Source organism: Mycobacterium sp. smrl_JER01, assembly GCF_048513595.2.
In the GTDB taxonomy this organism is placed as follows: Bacteria; Actinomycetota; Actinomycetes; order Mycobacteriales; family Mycobacteriaceae; genus Mycobacterium.
Map to the genome: position 1 here is coordinate 1,816,673 of NZ_JBLXXK020000001.1, position 13,836 is coordinate 1,830,508.

Consider the following 13,836-nt stretch of genomic DNA (forward strand, 5'->3'; position numbering starts at 1 on the left):
ATGACGGCGCCGTTGAATGAATCCAGAAAGCCCCGGTACGTGGCCGTGGGGGCGACGCTGTGGGTGATCGTGGCCATGGTCTTGGGCTTGGTCTTCCTGCAGTTCCGCGGCGACCTCACTCCGAAGACACAGTTGACAATGCTCGCCAACCGAGCGGGCTTGGTGATGGATCCCGGCGCGCGGGTGGCCTACAACGGCGTGGAGATCGGCAAGGTGGGCCGGATCGAGTCGGTCGACGTGGACGGGAAGGCCGACGCCAAGTTCACACTGGAGGTCCACCCGAAGTACATCGAGCTGATCCCAGCCAATGTGCAGGCCAAGATCGTGGCCACCACGGTCTTCGGTAACAAGTACGTATCGTTGACATCACCAGAAAATCCTGCCGCACAGAGTATTTCGAGCCGGGATGTGATCGACGCGACACATGTGACCACCGAGTTGAACACGTTGTTCGAGACGGTGGTGTCGATCATGGAGAAGGTCGATCCGATCAAGCTCAACACCACGCTGACCGCGACTGCACAGGCGTTGGACGGGTTGGGTGAGAGATTCGGCCAATCGATCGTCGACGGTAACGTCATCTTGGCCGATCTGAATCCTCGAATGCCGCAGATACGCTACGACATTCAGCGGTTGGGCGATCTGGCCGACGTTTACACCAACGCGTCCCCGGATCTGTGGGACTTCTTGGACAACGCGGTGACTACCGCGCGCACCCTCAACGAACAACAGAACAGCCTGGACTCGGCGTTGCTGGCGTCGATCGGATTCGGTAACACCACTGCGCCCATATTCGAGGAAGCCGGCCCGTACCTGGTGCGCGGTGTCGAGGATCTGATCACGACCTCGGAGGTGCTCGACCGAAACAGTCCCGCGCTGGTCTGCTGGCTTCGGGCCATGTCCGATCTCCAAGAGCCGGGATTGAAAGTGCTTTCCGGTAATGGTTATGCGTTCCAAGCCGGGTCATCGATTGCCGGCGCCCTGAATCCCTACGTGTATCCGGACAATCTGCCCCGGGTGAACGCCAGAGGCGGGCCAGCGGGCCGGCCGGGGTGTTGGCAAAACACCACCCGAGACCTCTGGCCGGCACCGATGATCGTGATGGACACCGGCGCGTCGGCTGCGCCCTACAACCACTTCGAGATTGGGCAGCCGATCTTGGCCGAATACGTCTGGGGACGCCAGGTGGGGGAGTACACGATCAACCCATGAAACCCACAGGTAATGCCCTCAAGTTCGGCGCCTACTCAGCGGTGCTGTTGTTGTTCACCGCGGTGATCATCGTCGTGTTCGGTCAGGTGCGGTTCGACCGTACGACCAGCTACTCAGCCATTTTCAGCAACGCCAGCAGCCTGCGCAGCGGCCAGTTCGTCCGCGCCTCCGGGGTCGAGGTCGGCAAGGTCTCCAAGGTCGAACTCATCGACGGGGGGCAGGTTCGTGTGCACTTCGATGTCAACCGGTCCCAGCCGCTGTATCAGGGGACGACCGCGTCGATCCGGTACTTGAACCTGATCGGCGACCGCTACCTGGAGCTCAAGCGCGGCGACGACAACAGGCCGCTTCCCGCGGGCGGCACGATCCCGCTGGAGCGCACCGAACCGGCGCTGGACTTGGACGCCTTGATCGGTGGGTTCCGGCCGTTGTTCCGCGCTCTCGACCCGCAGAAGGCCAACACGATCGCTCAGTCGATCATCACGATCTTCCAGGGCCAGGGTGGCACGATCACCGACATCCTCGACCAGACCGCGGAATTCACCTCCACACTGGCCGAGCGCGACCGGGCCATCGGGGAGGTGATCGACAATCTCAACACCGTGCTGGCGACCACCGTCAAACACCAGAAGCAGTTCGACGAGACGATCCGCAACTTCGAGGGTTTGATCTCCGGGCTGAACAACCGTCGTGACTCGATCGCCGACTCGGTAGCCGAGATCAGCGACACCGCCGGCACCATCGCCGACCTTCTCGCCGACAACCGTCCGTTGCTGCACGAGACTGTCCGCAAGCTGGAGACCGTTCTGCAGCCCCAGGCCGACAAGAAAGACGAGATCAACGATCTGATGATCAAGGCCCCACCCGCGTTGCAGAGAATCGGCCGGGTCGGGCTCTACGGCGACTTCTTCAACTTCTACGCCTGCGACATCTCGCTGATGCTGAACGGCCTGCAGCCCGGCGGCCCGGTCCGCACCGTGAAGTTGACGTCGCAGCCGACAGGCAGGTGCACGCCGCAATGAGGGTCCTGACGGAAACGAACCGGCTCCGCAGTGGGCTGATGGGTGTCATCGTCGTGCTGCTGGTTGTCGGGGTGGGGCAGAGCTTCGTCAGCGTGCCGATGCTCTTCGCCACACCGGTGTATTACGCGCAGTTCAAGGACACCGGCGGGATCAATGCCGGCGACAAGGTGCAGATCTCCGGTGTGAACATTGGCCAGGTGCGTTCCATCGAGATCGAGGACGACAAGGTGGTCATCGGGTTCGGGCTCGGCGGCCAGAGGATCGGCGACCAGAGCCGAGCCATGATCCGCACCGATACCCTGCTGGGGCGCCGCAACCTGGCGATCGAGAGCCGGGGTTCGCAGCCGCTGCGACCGAACGGGGTGCTGCCGGTCGGCCAAACCACCACGCCCTATCAGATCTACGACGCGTTCACCGACGTCACTGAAGCCGCATCGGAGTGGGAGCTCGACACGGTCAAGAAATCACTGAACGTGCTCTCCGAGACACTCGACCAGACCGCCCCCCACCTCAGTGAGGCTCTGACAGGAGTCGAACGATTCTCCGACACCATCGGTAAGCGCGACGAGAAGCTCAACCAATTGTTGGCCAATGCCAACAAGGTTGCGACGGTTGTCGGTGACAACAGTGAGCAGATCAACCGACTGCTCGTGAACGCGCAGTCGCTGCTGGGAGCGATCAACGAACGCGGGCAGGCCATCGACTACGTACTGGAACGCGTGAGCGCGATTTCTACGCAGGTCTCGGGATTCATCAGCGACAACCAGAACCTCAATACCGTACTCGAGCAGTTGCGCACGGTCACCGACGTCCTGCGCGAGCGCAAGTTCGAATTGACGCAGGGGCTCGACACGCTATCCGGATATATCGGGGCACTGGGTGAGGGAGTCGCCTCCGGACCGTTCTTCAAGGCCCATCTGAGCAACCTGCTTCCGTACCAGGTGCTGCAGCCATTCGTCGACGCGGCCTTCAAGAAGCGCGGGATCGATCCGGAGAACTTCTGGCGCGGCGCGGGCCTGCCGGCATTCCAGTGGCCCGACCCGAACGGCACGGGGTTCGCCAATGGTGCACCGCCGCCGGCGCCCACGCCGATCGAGGGCACCCCCGAGAATCCGGGGCCCGCTGTGCCACGGGGGGCACCGTGCTCGTACACCCCGCCGGCCGATGGCCTGCCGAGGCCGGATAACCCACTGCCGTGTGCGGATCTGACCGTCGGCCCGTTCGGTGATAATCCGTACGGCCCGAACTACGAGGCGCAGCGGCCGAACGTGGCCACATCCGCACCTGACGCCCACGGGCCGTGGCCGGCGCCCGGTGTGCCCGCGGCAGCTGTTCCCGGACAGTCGTCTCCGAGCGTGCCCGGCGCGCGGGTCCCGCTGCCGCCTGCACCACCCGGCGCCCGCACGGTCCCTCTGCAGCCTCAGCCGTCGCCGCCGGACTTCACGCCCGGGATCGCGCCACTGCCACCTGCTCCGGCAGGGTCGCCCCCGCCGCCGGGACCCGGACCGCAGCCGGCGCCGGCCGGACAACCGCCGCTCCCGGGCAATCCGCCGTTCCTCCCACCGGGATCGCAAGGCTAGGGGCTGATTGATGTCGACGATCTTCAACGTCCGAAACCTGAGGCTGCCGAGTAGTTCTCGTGGTCCTATCATCTTTGGTTGCTTTGTTGTGGTGGTGGTGCTTGTTGCCGGTGTCCTCGGCTGGCAGCTGTACAAGAAGCTGACCACGAACACGGTCATCGCGTACTTCCCTACAACGGTCGCCCTGTATACCGGCGACAAGGTGACGATGATGGGCGTGCAGGTCGGGAAGATCGACGCTATCGAGCCCGCCGGCGACAAGATGAAGGTCACATTTCACTACGCGAACAAGTACAAGGTTCCGGCAGACGCCTCAGCGGCGATTCTGAACCCCAGCCTGGTGGCCTCCCGCACAATACAACTGGCCCCGCCCTACACCGGCGGCGCGGTGATGAAGGACGGCGCCGTCATCCCGATCGAGCGCACGCAGGTGCCCGTCGAGTGGGACGACCTGCGCAACTCGTTGAGCCGGGTGTTCGAGGGTCTGGGCCCGACCCCAGAACAGCCGCAGGGCCCGTTCGGTGACATCATCGAGTCCGCCGCCAACGGGTTGGGGGGCAAAGGACAGCAGATCAATGCGACGCTGAAGAGCCTCTCGGAAGCGGTCACCGCCGTCAACGAGGGCCGCGGCGACTTCTTCGCGGTGGTGCGCAGCCTCGCAATGTTCGTCAACGCGCTCTACCAGCAGGATCGGCAATTCGTCGCGCTGAATGACGATCTGGCCGACTTCACCGCCAAGTTCACCAACACCGACAGGGAACTCTCCGACGCACTGAACAACCTCAATGGGGTCCTCTCGACCACGCGCAAGTTCATCGACGACAACGGCGAGGTGCTGGTCCACGACATCAACAACCTCGAAGAGGTCACCACCGCCCTCGTGCAGCCCGAGACCCGGGATGCGTTGGAAAACGTCCTGCACGTTATGCCGAACGCCCTCGCGAACCTGATGAACGACTTGAACCCGGCGATGGGCAATGCGCTCGTCGCAATACCCGCGGTCCCCAACTTCGCCAACCCGATGGAATTTCTCTGCAGCGCGATCCAGGCCGGCAGCCGACTCGGTTACCAGGAGTCCGCCGAGTTGTGTGCGCAGTATCTGGCGCCGATCCTCGACGCGATCAAATTCAATTACCTGCCGTTCGGCATGAACTTGGCGAATACGGCCTACACGCTGCCGAAGATGGTGTCTTACTCCGAGGAGCGGTTGCGGCCGCCGCCCGGCTACAAGGACACCACCGTCCCGGGCATCTGGTCGCGCGACACGTTGTTCTCGCACGGCAACCACGAGCCGGGCTGGACCGTTGCGCCCGGGATGCAGGGGGTCGAAGTGCAGCCGTTCACCGCGAACATGCTGACCCCGGATTCGCTGGCAGCGCTGATGGGGGGACCCGATGTCGCGCCTCCGCCGGCGCCCCCGGCTTTCGGCGTGCCGCCCGGGGGGAACCTACCCGGCTCGCCGAACGCATACGACGAGCGAAACCCACTGCCACCACCGTGGTATCCGCAGCCGGGGCCGGCGCCCGGGCCGGCGCCGGGTGTCATTCCCGGTGACCCGCTGAGCGCCATCGCCCCTGCAGCACCCCCAGCGGTTCCCTCTGTGCCCGCAGGGCCACCGCTCCCCGCCGAGGTAGGAGGCTGATCATGGACAGGTCTGTTCGTTCGTACAGCAGGTTCGCGAAACGGGCCACCGCCCTGGCCGCAGCAGCACTCGTCCTCACCTCCTGCGGGTCGTGGAAGGGCATCGCCAATGTGCCGCTGCCGACCGGGGCCGGCACCGGGCGGGGGGCTATGACGGTCCATGTGCAGATGCCGAACACGTTGGCGCTCAACGTCAACAGCCCGGTCCGAGTCGCCGACATCGAGGTCGGCAGCGTGCGCGACATCGAGCTCAACGACTGGGTGGCGACGCTCACGCTGGGGCTGAACCCGAACGTCGTGTTGCCGGCCAATGCGGTCGCGAAGATCGGCCAGACAAGTCTGCTCGGTTCGCAACACGTCGAACTCGCCGCGCCGGAAAACCCCTCACCCACGCCGCTCAAGAGCGGAGACACCATTGCGCTCAAGAACTCGTCCGCCTTCCCCACCACCGAACAAGTACTGGCGAGCTTCGCGCTCCTCCTGCGCGGCGGCGGTATCCCCAACCTCGAGGTGATCCAAAACGAGATCTACAACGTCGTTACGGGCCGCGCAGACGATATTCGGGATTTCCTGGGCAGGCTCGACACCTTCACCGGTGAGCTGAACCAGCAGAGTGATGACATCACCCGAGCGATCGACTCGACGAACGAACTACTGACCATCGCCGCGCAGCGCAGCGACACCCTGGACCGGGTACTCACCGAATTCCCGCCACTGGTCGAGCATTTCGCCGACACCCGGGACCGATTCGGTGACGCGATCGAGGCCCTGGGGCGCACCAGCAAGGCCGTCGACGCCGCGGTCGCCCCGGCAAGCGAAGACCTGCACACCAACCTGGAACTCCTTCAACGTCCGCTGTGCGAACTCGGTAAGGCCTCTCCGTACGTGGTGGGAGCACTCAACTGGCTCATCACCTTCCCCTTCCATGTCGATTCGGTGCCCAAGATCGTCCGCGGCGACTACATCAACGCCTCCCTCACTGTCGACCTCACCCTGAGCGCGCTGGACAACACGCTGCTGACCGGCACCGGATTCTCCGGGGCGTTGCGGGCGTTGGAGCAGTCCTGGGGCCGCGATCCGGCGACGATGATCCCGGACATTCGGTTCACCCCGAACGCGCTTGACGCGCCGGGCGGCCCGTTGGTGCAACGGGGGAACGGAATATGCTGACCCGCCTCATCAGAATCCAACTGATCATCTTCGCGATCGTGACCGTCATCGCGGTCACGGTCCTGGGTTCGTATTACCTGCGGCTCCCGGCTCAGGTCGGCATCGGCCGGTACACGCTGTATGTCGACCTGCCGGTCGCGGGCGGTCTGTATGAGACGGCCAACGTGACCTACCGCGGTGTCACGGTCGGCAAGGTGACCGCCGTCGAGCCGACCAGGACGGGCGCGCGGGCAAGCATGAGCATCGATACCGACCAGAAGATTCCGGTCGACGCGACCGCCAATGTCCGTTCCGTGTCGGCAGTCGGTGAGCAGTACCTCGACCTGGAGTCCACCGGCGAGACTGACCAGTACCTCGCTGACGGACAGACGATCGCCAACGGCACGGTGCCCGCGGCGATCGGGCCGGCGCTCGACTCGGCCGAACGCGCGCTGGCGGCGTTACCCGAGGAGAAGATCGACACACTGCTCACCGAGACTTCTCAGGCAGTCGGCGGGCTCGGGCCCGACCTGCAGCGCCTGGTCGACGGAACGACGGCGCTCGCCCGGGACTTGAAGGACAACATCGGCCCGGTCAACGACATCATCGCCCACAGCGCGCCCATCCTCGACAGCCAGGTGAACTCCGCAGACGCGATCGAGCGCTGGTCGGCGAACCTGAATGTGCTGGCCGCACAGAGCGCCGAACAGGACCCGGCTCTGCGCGGCGTCCTGCAACAGGCGGCGCCCACTCTCGACGCCGGCACCGAAGTGTTCGGCCAACTCCGCGACTCGCTACCCCAGACGCTGGGCAACACGGCGATCGTGCTGGACATGCTGAAGCGCTACAGCAAGGGCCTCGAACAATCACTGGTGATACTGCCGCAGCTGGGCCCCGCCCTAGAGGCCATCCTCGCCTCCAAGCCCGGTTACCTCGGCTTGAACTTCGCGCTGGCGATCAACCTACCTCCGGCGTGCATGACAGGATTCCTGCCCGCTTCGGAGTGGCGCTCACCTGCCGACACGTCGCTGGCGCCCATTCCCAAGGGCATGTACTGCAAGATCCCGAAGGATTTTCAGGGCAACGTGGTTCGTGGTGCCCGCAACTACCCGTGCGCCGACGTGCCCGGAAAGCGGGCGGCCACGCCGCAGGAGTGCCGCAGCAACGAACCATACGTACCACTGGGCACCAACCCGTGGTACGGAGATCCGAACCAGGTGCTGAGTTGTCCGGCACCGGGCGCGCGCTGTGATCAGGCGGTGCAACCAGGCCGGGTCGTGCCCGCTCCGAGCATCAACAACGGCATGAATCCGTTGCCGGCGGACCTGCTGCCCCCGGGGGGTTCGCCGCCACCGATCAGCCAGCCGCTGTCCCCGCCGAGGCAGGGCAGCGTGGCCTGCAGCGGCCAGCAGCCGAATCCGTGCGTCTACACACCGACCCCAGGCCCGTCCGCGGTGTTCAACCCTCAGGCCGGTGTGGTCGTGGCCTCCGATGGGACGAAATTCAACGTCACCGACTCGGCGAACACAGGAGACGACGGGTGGAAGGAGATGCTGGCACCGGCCGGCTGAATCCTATGCAGCAGAGCAACTGTCGCATCGGCCTGGGTCAACTCAGGAGCAACGCATGTGGCTACTTCGAGCAAGTCCTCGGTGGGCAGACGATCGAGGTCATCCGTCGGGGCGCCGTCGCCGGCCGGATCGTACCCATCGATGGCGGACCGAAGGAACCTTCGGTCGTGCGCTCGGCCGACGCGTTGATGTGCAGGCTTGACGACGTGCGAACGCGCGCCGGGCGACTGTTCGACCGGGTAGGTGCGGGGGAGACCATCGACGTGCTCTGGCGGGGGTTGCTGGTGGCGCAGATTCGACCGACCGCTGACGGCGTCAGTGACGATCGGGACGCACAGAATCCGGGGGACGACGGCATCTGCCGGGTGGACCAGTTCCGGCGAAGTGCAGGTTATTACCTCGAGCGGGTGACGGGGGGAGAGACCCTGGTGGTCACTCGTCGCGGGGTGGCGGTCGCCCAGATCTCGCCGGCATACGTCGCGTCGCGGGAGAGCGCCTGAGTTTTGGGATGCTGACCACAGCCTGCTGCGGAAGTGCACGTGCTGAGGTCTGATTCGACTTCGACTGGCCTCTTATGGTCCATGGACGGCGGTTCCGTCGAACTCCGTTTTCCGCTCAGCGCTGCCACTGATCCTGCGGGTGATTTGGTCGCAGCACTTCCTCGGTCGACAGAGCCGAATGTGAGCAGTCGCGCCGATCATCGCATGGTCTGGTCCTGCCGACAGGGGTCGCGGGGGTGCTCCGTGCTGGAAACAGCCGCACTGACAATACTTTTGACCGTGACCAGCTGATCAGGCCGACGACCAGCAGTCTTCGCGTATTGACATGAGCACTAACTCAGGTTTTAGGCTGGGGCGGCAACGTCACCCGTCTGCAAAGAGGTTCTCGCCATGAGTCACCTGGTCGTCCGCCATATCCCGTTTCAGTTCGACCGCGTCGAATTCCTCTGGAACCGTAGCAATCCTGAGGTCGCGGTTGCCATGAATGTCATCTCGTTCTGGGTGATCGGCCTGGAGCGATACCTGGTGAAGACGATGAAGGATGCCGACGCGGTCATCACCGATGCCGAGGTCCGGCGCGAGGCACAGTTGTTCCTCCAACAGGAGTCGGTGCACACGTCCTGTCATCGCCGCCATGTCAAGGCACTGATCGCGCGGTACCCGGGCCTGGCGGAAGCGTTGGACAAGACGGTCGAGCATTACGACGCGCTACATCGCGACCGCGATCTGCGCTACCTGCTGGCCTATGCGGCGGCATTGGAGGGAACGTTCACGCCGTTCTTCAAGATGATCATCGACAACCGCGCGAGCCTGTTCGGCGACGGTGACGCCCGGGTGGCCTCATTGTGCCTGTGGCACTTCTGCGAAGAGGTCGAGCATCGGAGTTCGGCAGTGATGGTCTATGACCACGTGGTGGGTGATCCCGTCTACAAGATCCGGTCGTTCATCCCGATGATTCGCCATGTCCTGCAATGCCAACGGATGCTGCTACAGGAATTCCAGAAGCACGTACCTGGCGAGAGCGACGCGCCGCATTACGGATCACGTGTGACCCGACGACTCGGCATCACGCCGCGCAATCCATTCGCCACTGTTCCTGTCCTTGAGCGGCTTTCGATGGTCCGCGGTGCGGTCGCCTCCATCATGCCCGGCTATGACCACGACAATCAGCCTCTGCCGGACTGGGCCGCAACGTGGTTTGACCATTGGGGGCGCGGTGAGGACATGACCATGTTCTACGGTGTGCGACCGGACAACGGACCCGCGGCATGAATCCCGGCGAGCGGTTCCTTGAATTGGCGGCCAGAATCGGCGGCATCTCCCACCGTGTACTGGAGAATTTCTTTTACGTGAACAGTCCGTTCGGGCTGGAGAACTGGACGCTGAACATCATCGAATTGGTCATGATCGTCGCTGCCGCTCTGGGTCTGGCCCACGCGATCACCGTCTGGCGACGTTGCGGTGACGGCTCTTACGTCGGCGTGTGGGCGGCTGCGGCGGTGTACTGCATCGCGATCGAGGTGCCGATCTATTTCCTTCCCTCGGCGCTGGGACTCGATGACGGCGCGGTCATCTTCATCCACAACGAGTTCACCGCGGGTGCATTCTTCGGTCGCATGCCGCTCTACATTCTGGCGCTGTATCCGGCGCTGCTGTACCCGGCGTATGTTCTGGTGCGCCAGCGCGGCCTCTTCGACGGACGGTGGGGATTGATCCGCGGAGCGATCTGCGTCGGAGTCGCCCACCACTGCTTCTACGAGGTATTCGACCACCTGGGGCCCCAATTGAAGTGGTGGATCTGGGACTACGAGCTGCCCGGCATGGGCGACATCGGCCTGGCGTCGGTTCCGCTGTTCAGCCTAGTCAATTTCTCCCTGGTCAATCCGATCGCCTTCGCGGTGCTCGCGCACGCACTACTCGGTCGACGCTTCGGGGCCGCAACCGGCCGACGCCGCCCTCGACTGGCGGCCGTGGCCGGCAGGAGCCTTCTGGCCGGCGTGCTGACCCCGGCCCTGGGCGCCCTGTTGTCGGTCAATCTGATGCTGTCGCGGATGGGCCTGGAGAACCGGAGCGTGATCGCAACGCTGGGTTGGGTCATCGCCGTGTTCGCCGTGGTCGTCGCGTTCACGTCGTTCTGGCGCACTCGCTCGCGGCCGCTGCATATCGACGGCGGACCGGGGTTTCCGACCACCTATCCGGCGATCTTCGGCGTCGGCTATCTGGTGTGCCTCGCTGCGCTGTGGACGGTGGCCCTCGGCGACTACCTCGCTGCCGGGGGCGGTGTCACCGCGGACGGCACGCCAGTGGGCTCCCTGCGCTACGCACTTGTGTGCACCGTCGCATGTGCTTGGCTCATCACCCCCTACCGGACGTTGCATCGCCATGTGCTCAGCGGGCGAGTGAACCCTCCACGACAAGTGACGTCCGCGTGAAGCTCGAGCTTCACCTGGCCCGTCCGGTGGCAACACGAGCATGCGCGCGATGTCGCTGCGTGGGTTCGACGAGCCGACCAACGGCCTACGAACCTGCTTCTCTGACAAGGTCCGGTCGAACAGTGAAAGTGCCACCGAGGTGTCGGTCGGGTGCGGAATTGCGGTCATCACCACGCGGCCACAATTGCCGACCAGGCTCATAGCGTTTGCGACATGAGCCCTCAGCGGAGTCGGTGGATACGACGCACACGTCTGCCATTGCCCTGCGAGTCAGAACGGCGACGAGTTCCTGCGCCTGCTCGGGGCGTGACCGCGGTGTGGGTCGCTCCGAGGTTTCACAGAGGGTCGGCGAAGCTCCGTCGCCGCCGATCGGTCGCATCGGCACACCACTGTTCTCCGGGTAGCGGCGCGACGATCACATCGGTCACCGCACCCGCCTGTTGAATCGCGGGATCGATGTGCGCTGCCAGATCTGACCGGACGAGGATGCCGCACGCACCGGAATGGTTTAGTAGGTAGGTGATCTCAGTAGTGCGCCGACCGAGATGCCGCGGAACGGCGGACGGGTTCTCAACGTCACGGGTCGTCTCGCCATGGCGGTTCCGCTGGTGGTGCACACCGGCGCGGCTCGAGCTGCCGTAAGAGCATGACCAGACGCTGTCGAATGAATGGGCGCGCCTCAATATCACGCTGTGTGCCCTGGCTGCGGGACCCATGGCCACAGCGACGTTCCGTACGAAGTATCCGTGCCGGCCATTGCATCCCTTGCCGTCGGCGGATGGGGACATCCTGCACGGATTAGTGAGCGCTAGTTTAACGTGATCGTTGTGGCAGCCGAACAGTCCTGGATCACCGGCCACGATGGAGTGCGTATCGCGGCTGATCGATTGGGTCATCCGGAAGCCCCCGCCGTCGTGTTCCTGCATGGTGCGGGGCAGACCCGGCGATCGTGGGCTCGAGCTGCGGCCGCGGCAGCCGAACGCGGCTGGCAGGCCGTCACGATCGACTTCCGTGGCCATGGACAGTCGGACTGGTCGGAAGCCGGCGACTACCGCGTGGTTGCTTTCGCCGCCGATGTGGCTGCGGTGCTCCGCGTCTTACCGCCACGACCGGTACTTGTGGGAGCCTCCCTCGGGGGGTTCACCGCGATGCTGCTCGCCGGCGAGTTGGCACCCGGGGCCGCAAGCGCGGTCGTGCTGGTCGACATCGTGCCGGAAATGGACGAATCCGGTGCAAAGCGCGTGTTCACCTTCATGGCCGAAGGTATGGAGTCCGGCTTCGACTCGATCGACGAGGTGGCGGACATGATCGCGCAGTTCAATCCCCACCGGCCGCGTCCCACAGACCTGGACGGGTTGGCCACCAACCTGCGCCGGCGGGGCGGTCGCTGGTACTGGCACTGGGATCCGCGATTCATCTCCGGGATGGCCACGCTCGGACCGGTGGAGGTAGGCGATCACGCCCGTCTGTATGCAGCTGTCGACGCCATTCTGAGCAGCGGGGTACCCATGCTCCTGGTCCGTGGCCAGATGAGTGATCTGGTTAATCGGGACAGTGCCGACCGGTTCCTGGCGCGGTTCCCGGCGGTGGAGTTCGCAGACGTGCAGGGCGCCGGGCACATGGTCGCCGGTGACCGCAACGACATCTTCGCGAGCGCAGTCCTTGACTTCCTCGCCCGGCACACCGCCGAGCACTGACCGAAATCTGTTGGATAGGAACGGGAATGACCGACGAGAGCAGAGTCGACCACGGACGGGTCATCGTCGAGGTGGACGGCGCCGTTGCGCATGTTCAGCTCAACAGGCCAGACAAACTCAATGCCCTGGACATCGCGATGTTCGAAGGTCTGGTTTCGGCCGGAAAGCGGATCGCCTGCGATGAGGGGGTCAACGCGGTGGTGGTCAGCGGGGCTGGACGGGCTTTCTGCGCCGGCCTCGACTTCGGCCAGTTCGCCCGCATCGCCGGTGGGGTTGACGGCGGTACCGTGAACCCGTTGATGGCCGAAGAACGCATCGGGGGTGCCAAAGCGCTTGGCCAACAGGCCGTGCTGATCTGGTCGGAGGTCCCTGTGCCGGTCATCGCCGCCATCGACGGGGTGGCCTACGGAGGCGGGCTGCAGATCGCGCTCGGTGCCGACATCAGGGTGGCATCGCCGGACGCCGAGCTTTCGGTGATGGAGGTGCAGTGGGGGTTGATCCCCGACATGGCGGGCACGCAGCTGCTCCCCGAACTTGTTGGGCGTGACGCCGCCAAGGACCTCACATTCACGGGCCGCAAGGTGAGCGGATCCACGGCGGCCAACCTGGGCCTGGTCACGCGGCTGGCCGATGATCCCGTTAATGCTGCGCTGACGCTCGCAGGCGAGATGGCCTGCCATGGCCGTACGCCGCTGCGGCACGCAAAGGCACTGCTGAACTCGGCGGGCCGGGTTCCGCTGGAAGCAGGACTCGATGCCGAGCAAACGGCAATGGCTGAGCTGCTGGCCTCTCCGGTCGTTGCGGCCAGCGTCAAGGCGCGTCTCGAGAAGTTCGGCCGAAACTAACAAGTTCCGATGCTCGGTTCTTTCATTGTGGCGATGATGCCCCGTGTGTGGGTTCAGGACGGTTGCGGGTGTGCCGTGACAGCAGCGGAGTCGGTGATCCCCGACCGGCTTCTTGAATATCCATAAACGTCGCCGGCGCTTGCCTGCCTGCCGTTGATTGTCCTACCGCGGAGCCGCTTTGACTTAC

Annotated in this window: 11 protein-coding genes; all 11 read left to right on the forward strand. The window is 64.5% G+C overall.

The window, feature by feature from the left end; all coding sequences use genetic code 11:
• On the forward strand, window positions 1-1,212 hold the full coding sequence (locus ACNUDN_RS08590; RefSeq protein WP_419121548.1) for an MCE family protein: 1,212 nt from the start codon (window positions 1-3) through the stop codon (window positions 1,210-1,212).
• A complete protein-coding gene (locus ACNUDN_RS08595) occupies window positions 1,209-2,234 on the forward strand; it encodes a virulence factor Mce family protein (protein WP_419121549.1) in 1,026 nt (341 codons plus the stop codon). The genes ACNUDN_RS08590 and ACNUDN_RS08595 overlap by 4 nt, the downstream gene beginning before the upstream one ends.
• Window positions 2,231-3,814 (forward strand): MCE family protein, encoded by a 1,584-nt coding sequence (locus ACNUDN_RS08600; protein WP_419121550.1) that lies wholly within the window; start codon window positions 2,231-2,233, stop codon window positions 3,812-3,814. The genes ACNUDN_RS08595 and ACNUDN_RS08600 overlap by 4 nt, the downstream gene beginning before the upstream one ends.
• A gap of 10 nt (window positions 3,815-3,824) precedes the next feature.
• Entirely contained in the window at window positions 3,825-5,456 is a 1,632-nt protein-coding gene (locus ACNUDN_RS08605; RefSeq protein ID WP_419121551.1) for a virulence factor Mce family protein, read from the forward strand.
• Between the two features lie 2 nt (window positions 5,457-5,458).
• Window positions 5,459-6,625 carry a virulence factor Mce family protein gene (locus ACNUDN_RS08610; RefSeq protein ID WP_419121552.1) on the forward strand — a complete coding sequence of 389 codons (1,167 nt, stop codon included), beginning with the start codon at window positions 5,459-5,461 and terminating at the stop codon, window positions 6,623-6,625.
• A complete protein-coding gene (locus tag ACNUDN_RS08615; protein WP_419121553.1) occupies window positions 6,619-8,175 on the forward strand; it encodes a virulence factor Mce family protein in 1,557 nt (518 codons plus the stop codon). Before ACNUDN_RS08610 ends, ACNUDN_RS08615 begins: the two co-directional genes overlap by 7 nt.
• A 5-nt stretch (window positions 8,176-8,180) precedes the next feature.
• On the forward strand, window positions 8,181-8,675 hold the full coding sequence (locus tag ACNUDN_RS08620; RefSeq protein ID WP_419121554.1) for a hypothetical protein: 495 nt from the start codon (window positions 8,181-8,183) through the stop codon (window positions 8,673-8,675).
• Window positions 8,676-9,065: 390 nt separating this feature from the next.
• Window positions 9,066-9,947 (forward strand): metal-dependent hydrolase, encoded by an 882-nt coding sequence (locus ACNUDN_RS08625; RefSeq protein ID WP_419121555.1) that lies wholly within the window; start codon window positions 9,066-9,068, stop codon window positions 9,945-9,947.
• Window positions 9,944-11,107, forward strand: coding sequence for a DUF7802 domain-containing protein (locus ACNUDN_RS08630; protein WP_419121556.1), 1,164 nt, complete (start codon window positions 9,944-9,946; stop codon window positions 11,105-11,107). The genes ACNUDN_RS08625 and ACNUDN_RS08630 overlap by 4 nt, the downstream gene beginning before the upstream one ends.
• A gap of 827 nt (window positions 11,108-11,934) precedes the next feature.
• Window positions 11,935-12,804: an alpha/beta fold hydrolase gene (locus ACNUDN_RS08635; protein ID WP_419121557.1), complete on the forward strand. Its 870-nt coding sequence runs from the start codon at window positions 11,935-11,937 to the stop codon at window positions 12,802-12,804.
• A 26-nt stretch (window positions 12,805-12,830) separates the two neighbouring features.
• Window positions 12,831-13,649 (forward strand): crotonase/enoyl-CoA hydratase family protein, encoded by an 819-nt coding sequence (locus ACNUDN_RS08640; RefSeq protein WP_419121558.1) that lies wholly within the window; start codon window positions 12,831-12,833, stop codon window positions 13,647-13,649.
• The last annotated feature ends 187 nt before the right edge of the window (window positions 13,650-13,836 follow it).

Coding starts and splice junctions, on each gene's coding strand:
- ACNUDN_RS08590 (WP_419121548.1), top strand. CDS start 1: ATGACGGCGCCGTTGAATGAATCCAGAAAGCCCCGGTACGTGGCCGTG.
- ACNUDN_RS08595 (WP_419121549.1), top strand. CDS start 1,209: ATGAAACCCACAGGTAATGCCCTCAAGTTCGGCGCCTACTCAGCGGTG.
- ACNUDN_RS08600 (WP_419121550.1), top strand. CDS start 2,231: ATGAGGGTCCTGACGGAAACGAACCGGCTCCGCAGTGGGCTGATGGGT.
- ACNUDN_RS08605 (WP_419121551.1), top strand. CDS start 3,825: ATGTCGACGATCTTCAACGTCCGAAACCTGAGGCTGCCGAGTAGTTCT.
- ACNUDN_RS08610 (WP_419121552.1), top strand. CDS start 5,459: ATGGACAGGTCTGTTCGTTCGTACAGCAGGTTCGCGAAACGGGCCACC.
- ACNUDN_RS08615 (WP_419121553.1), top strand. CDS start 6,619: ATGCTGACCCGCCTCATCAGAATCCAACTGATCATCTTCGCGATCGTG.
- ACNUDN_RS08620 (WP_419121554.1), top strand. CDS start 8,181: ATGCAGCAGAGCAACTGTCGCATCGGCCTGGGTCAACTCAGGAGCAAC.
- ACNUDN_RS08625 (WP_419121555.1), top strand. CDS start 9,066: ATGAGTCACCTGGTCGTCCGCCATATCCCGTTTCAGTTCGACCGCGTC.
- ACNUDN_RS08630 (WP_419121556.1), top strand. CDS start 9,944: ATGAATCCCGGCGAGCGGTTCCTTGAATTGGCGGCCAGAATCGGCGGC.
- ACNUDN_RS08640 (WP_419121558.1), top strand. CDS start 12,831: ATGACCGACGAGAGCAGAGTCGACCACGGACGGGTCATCGTCGAGGTG.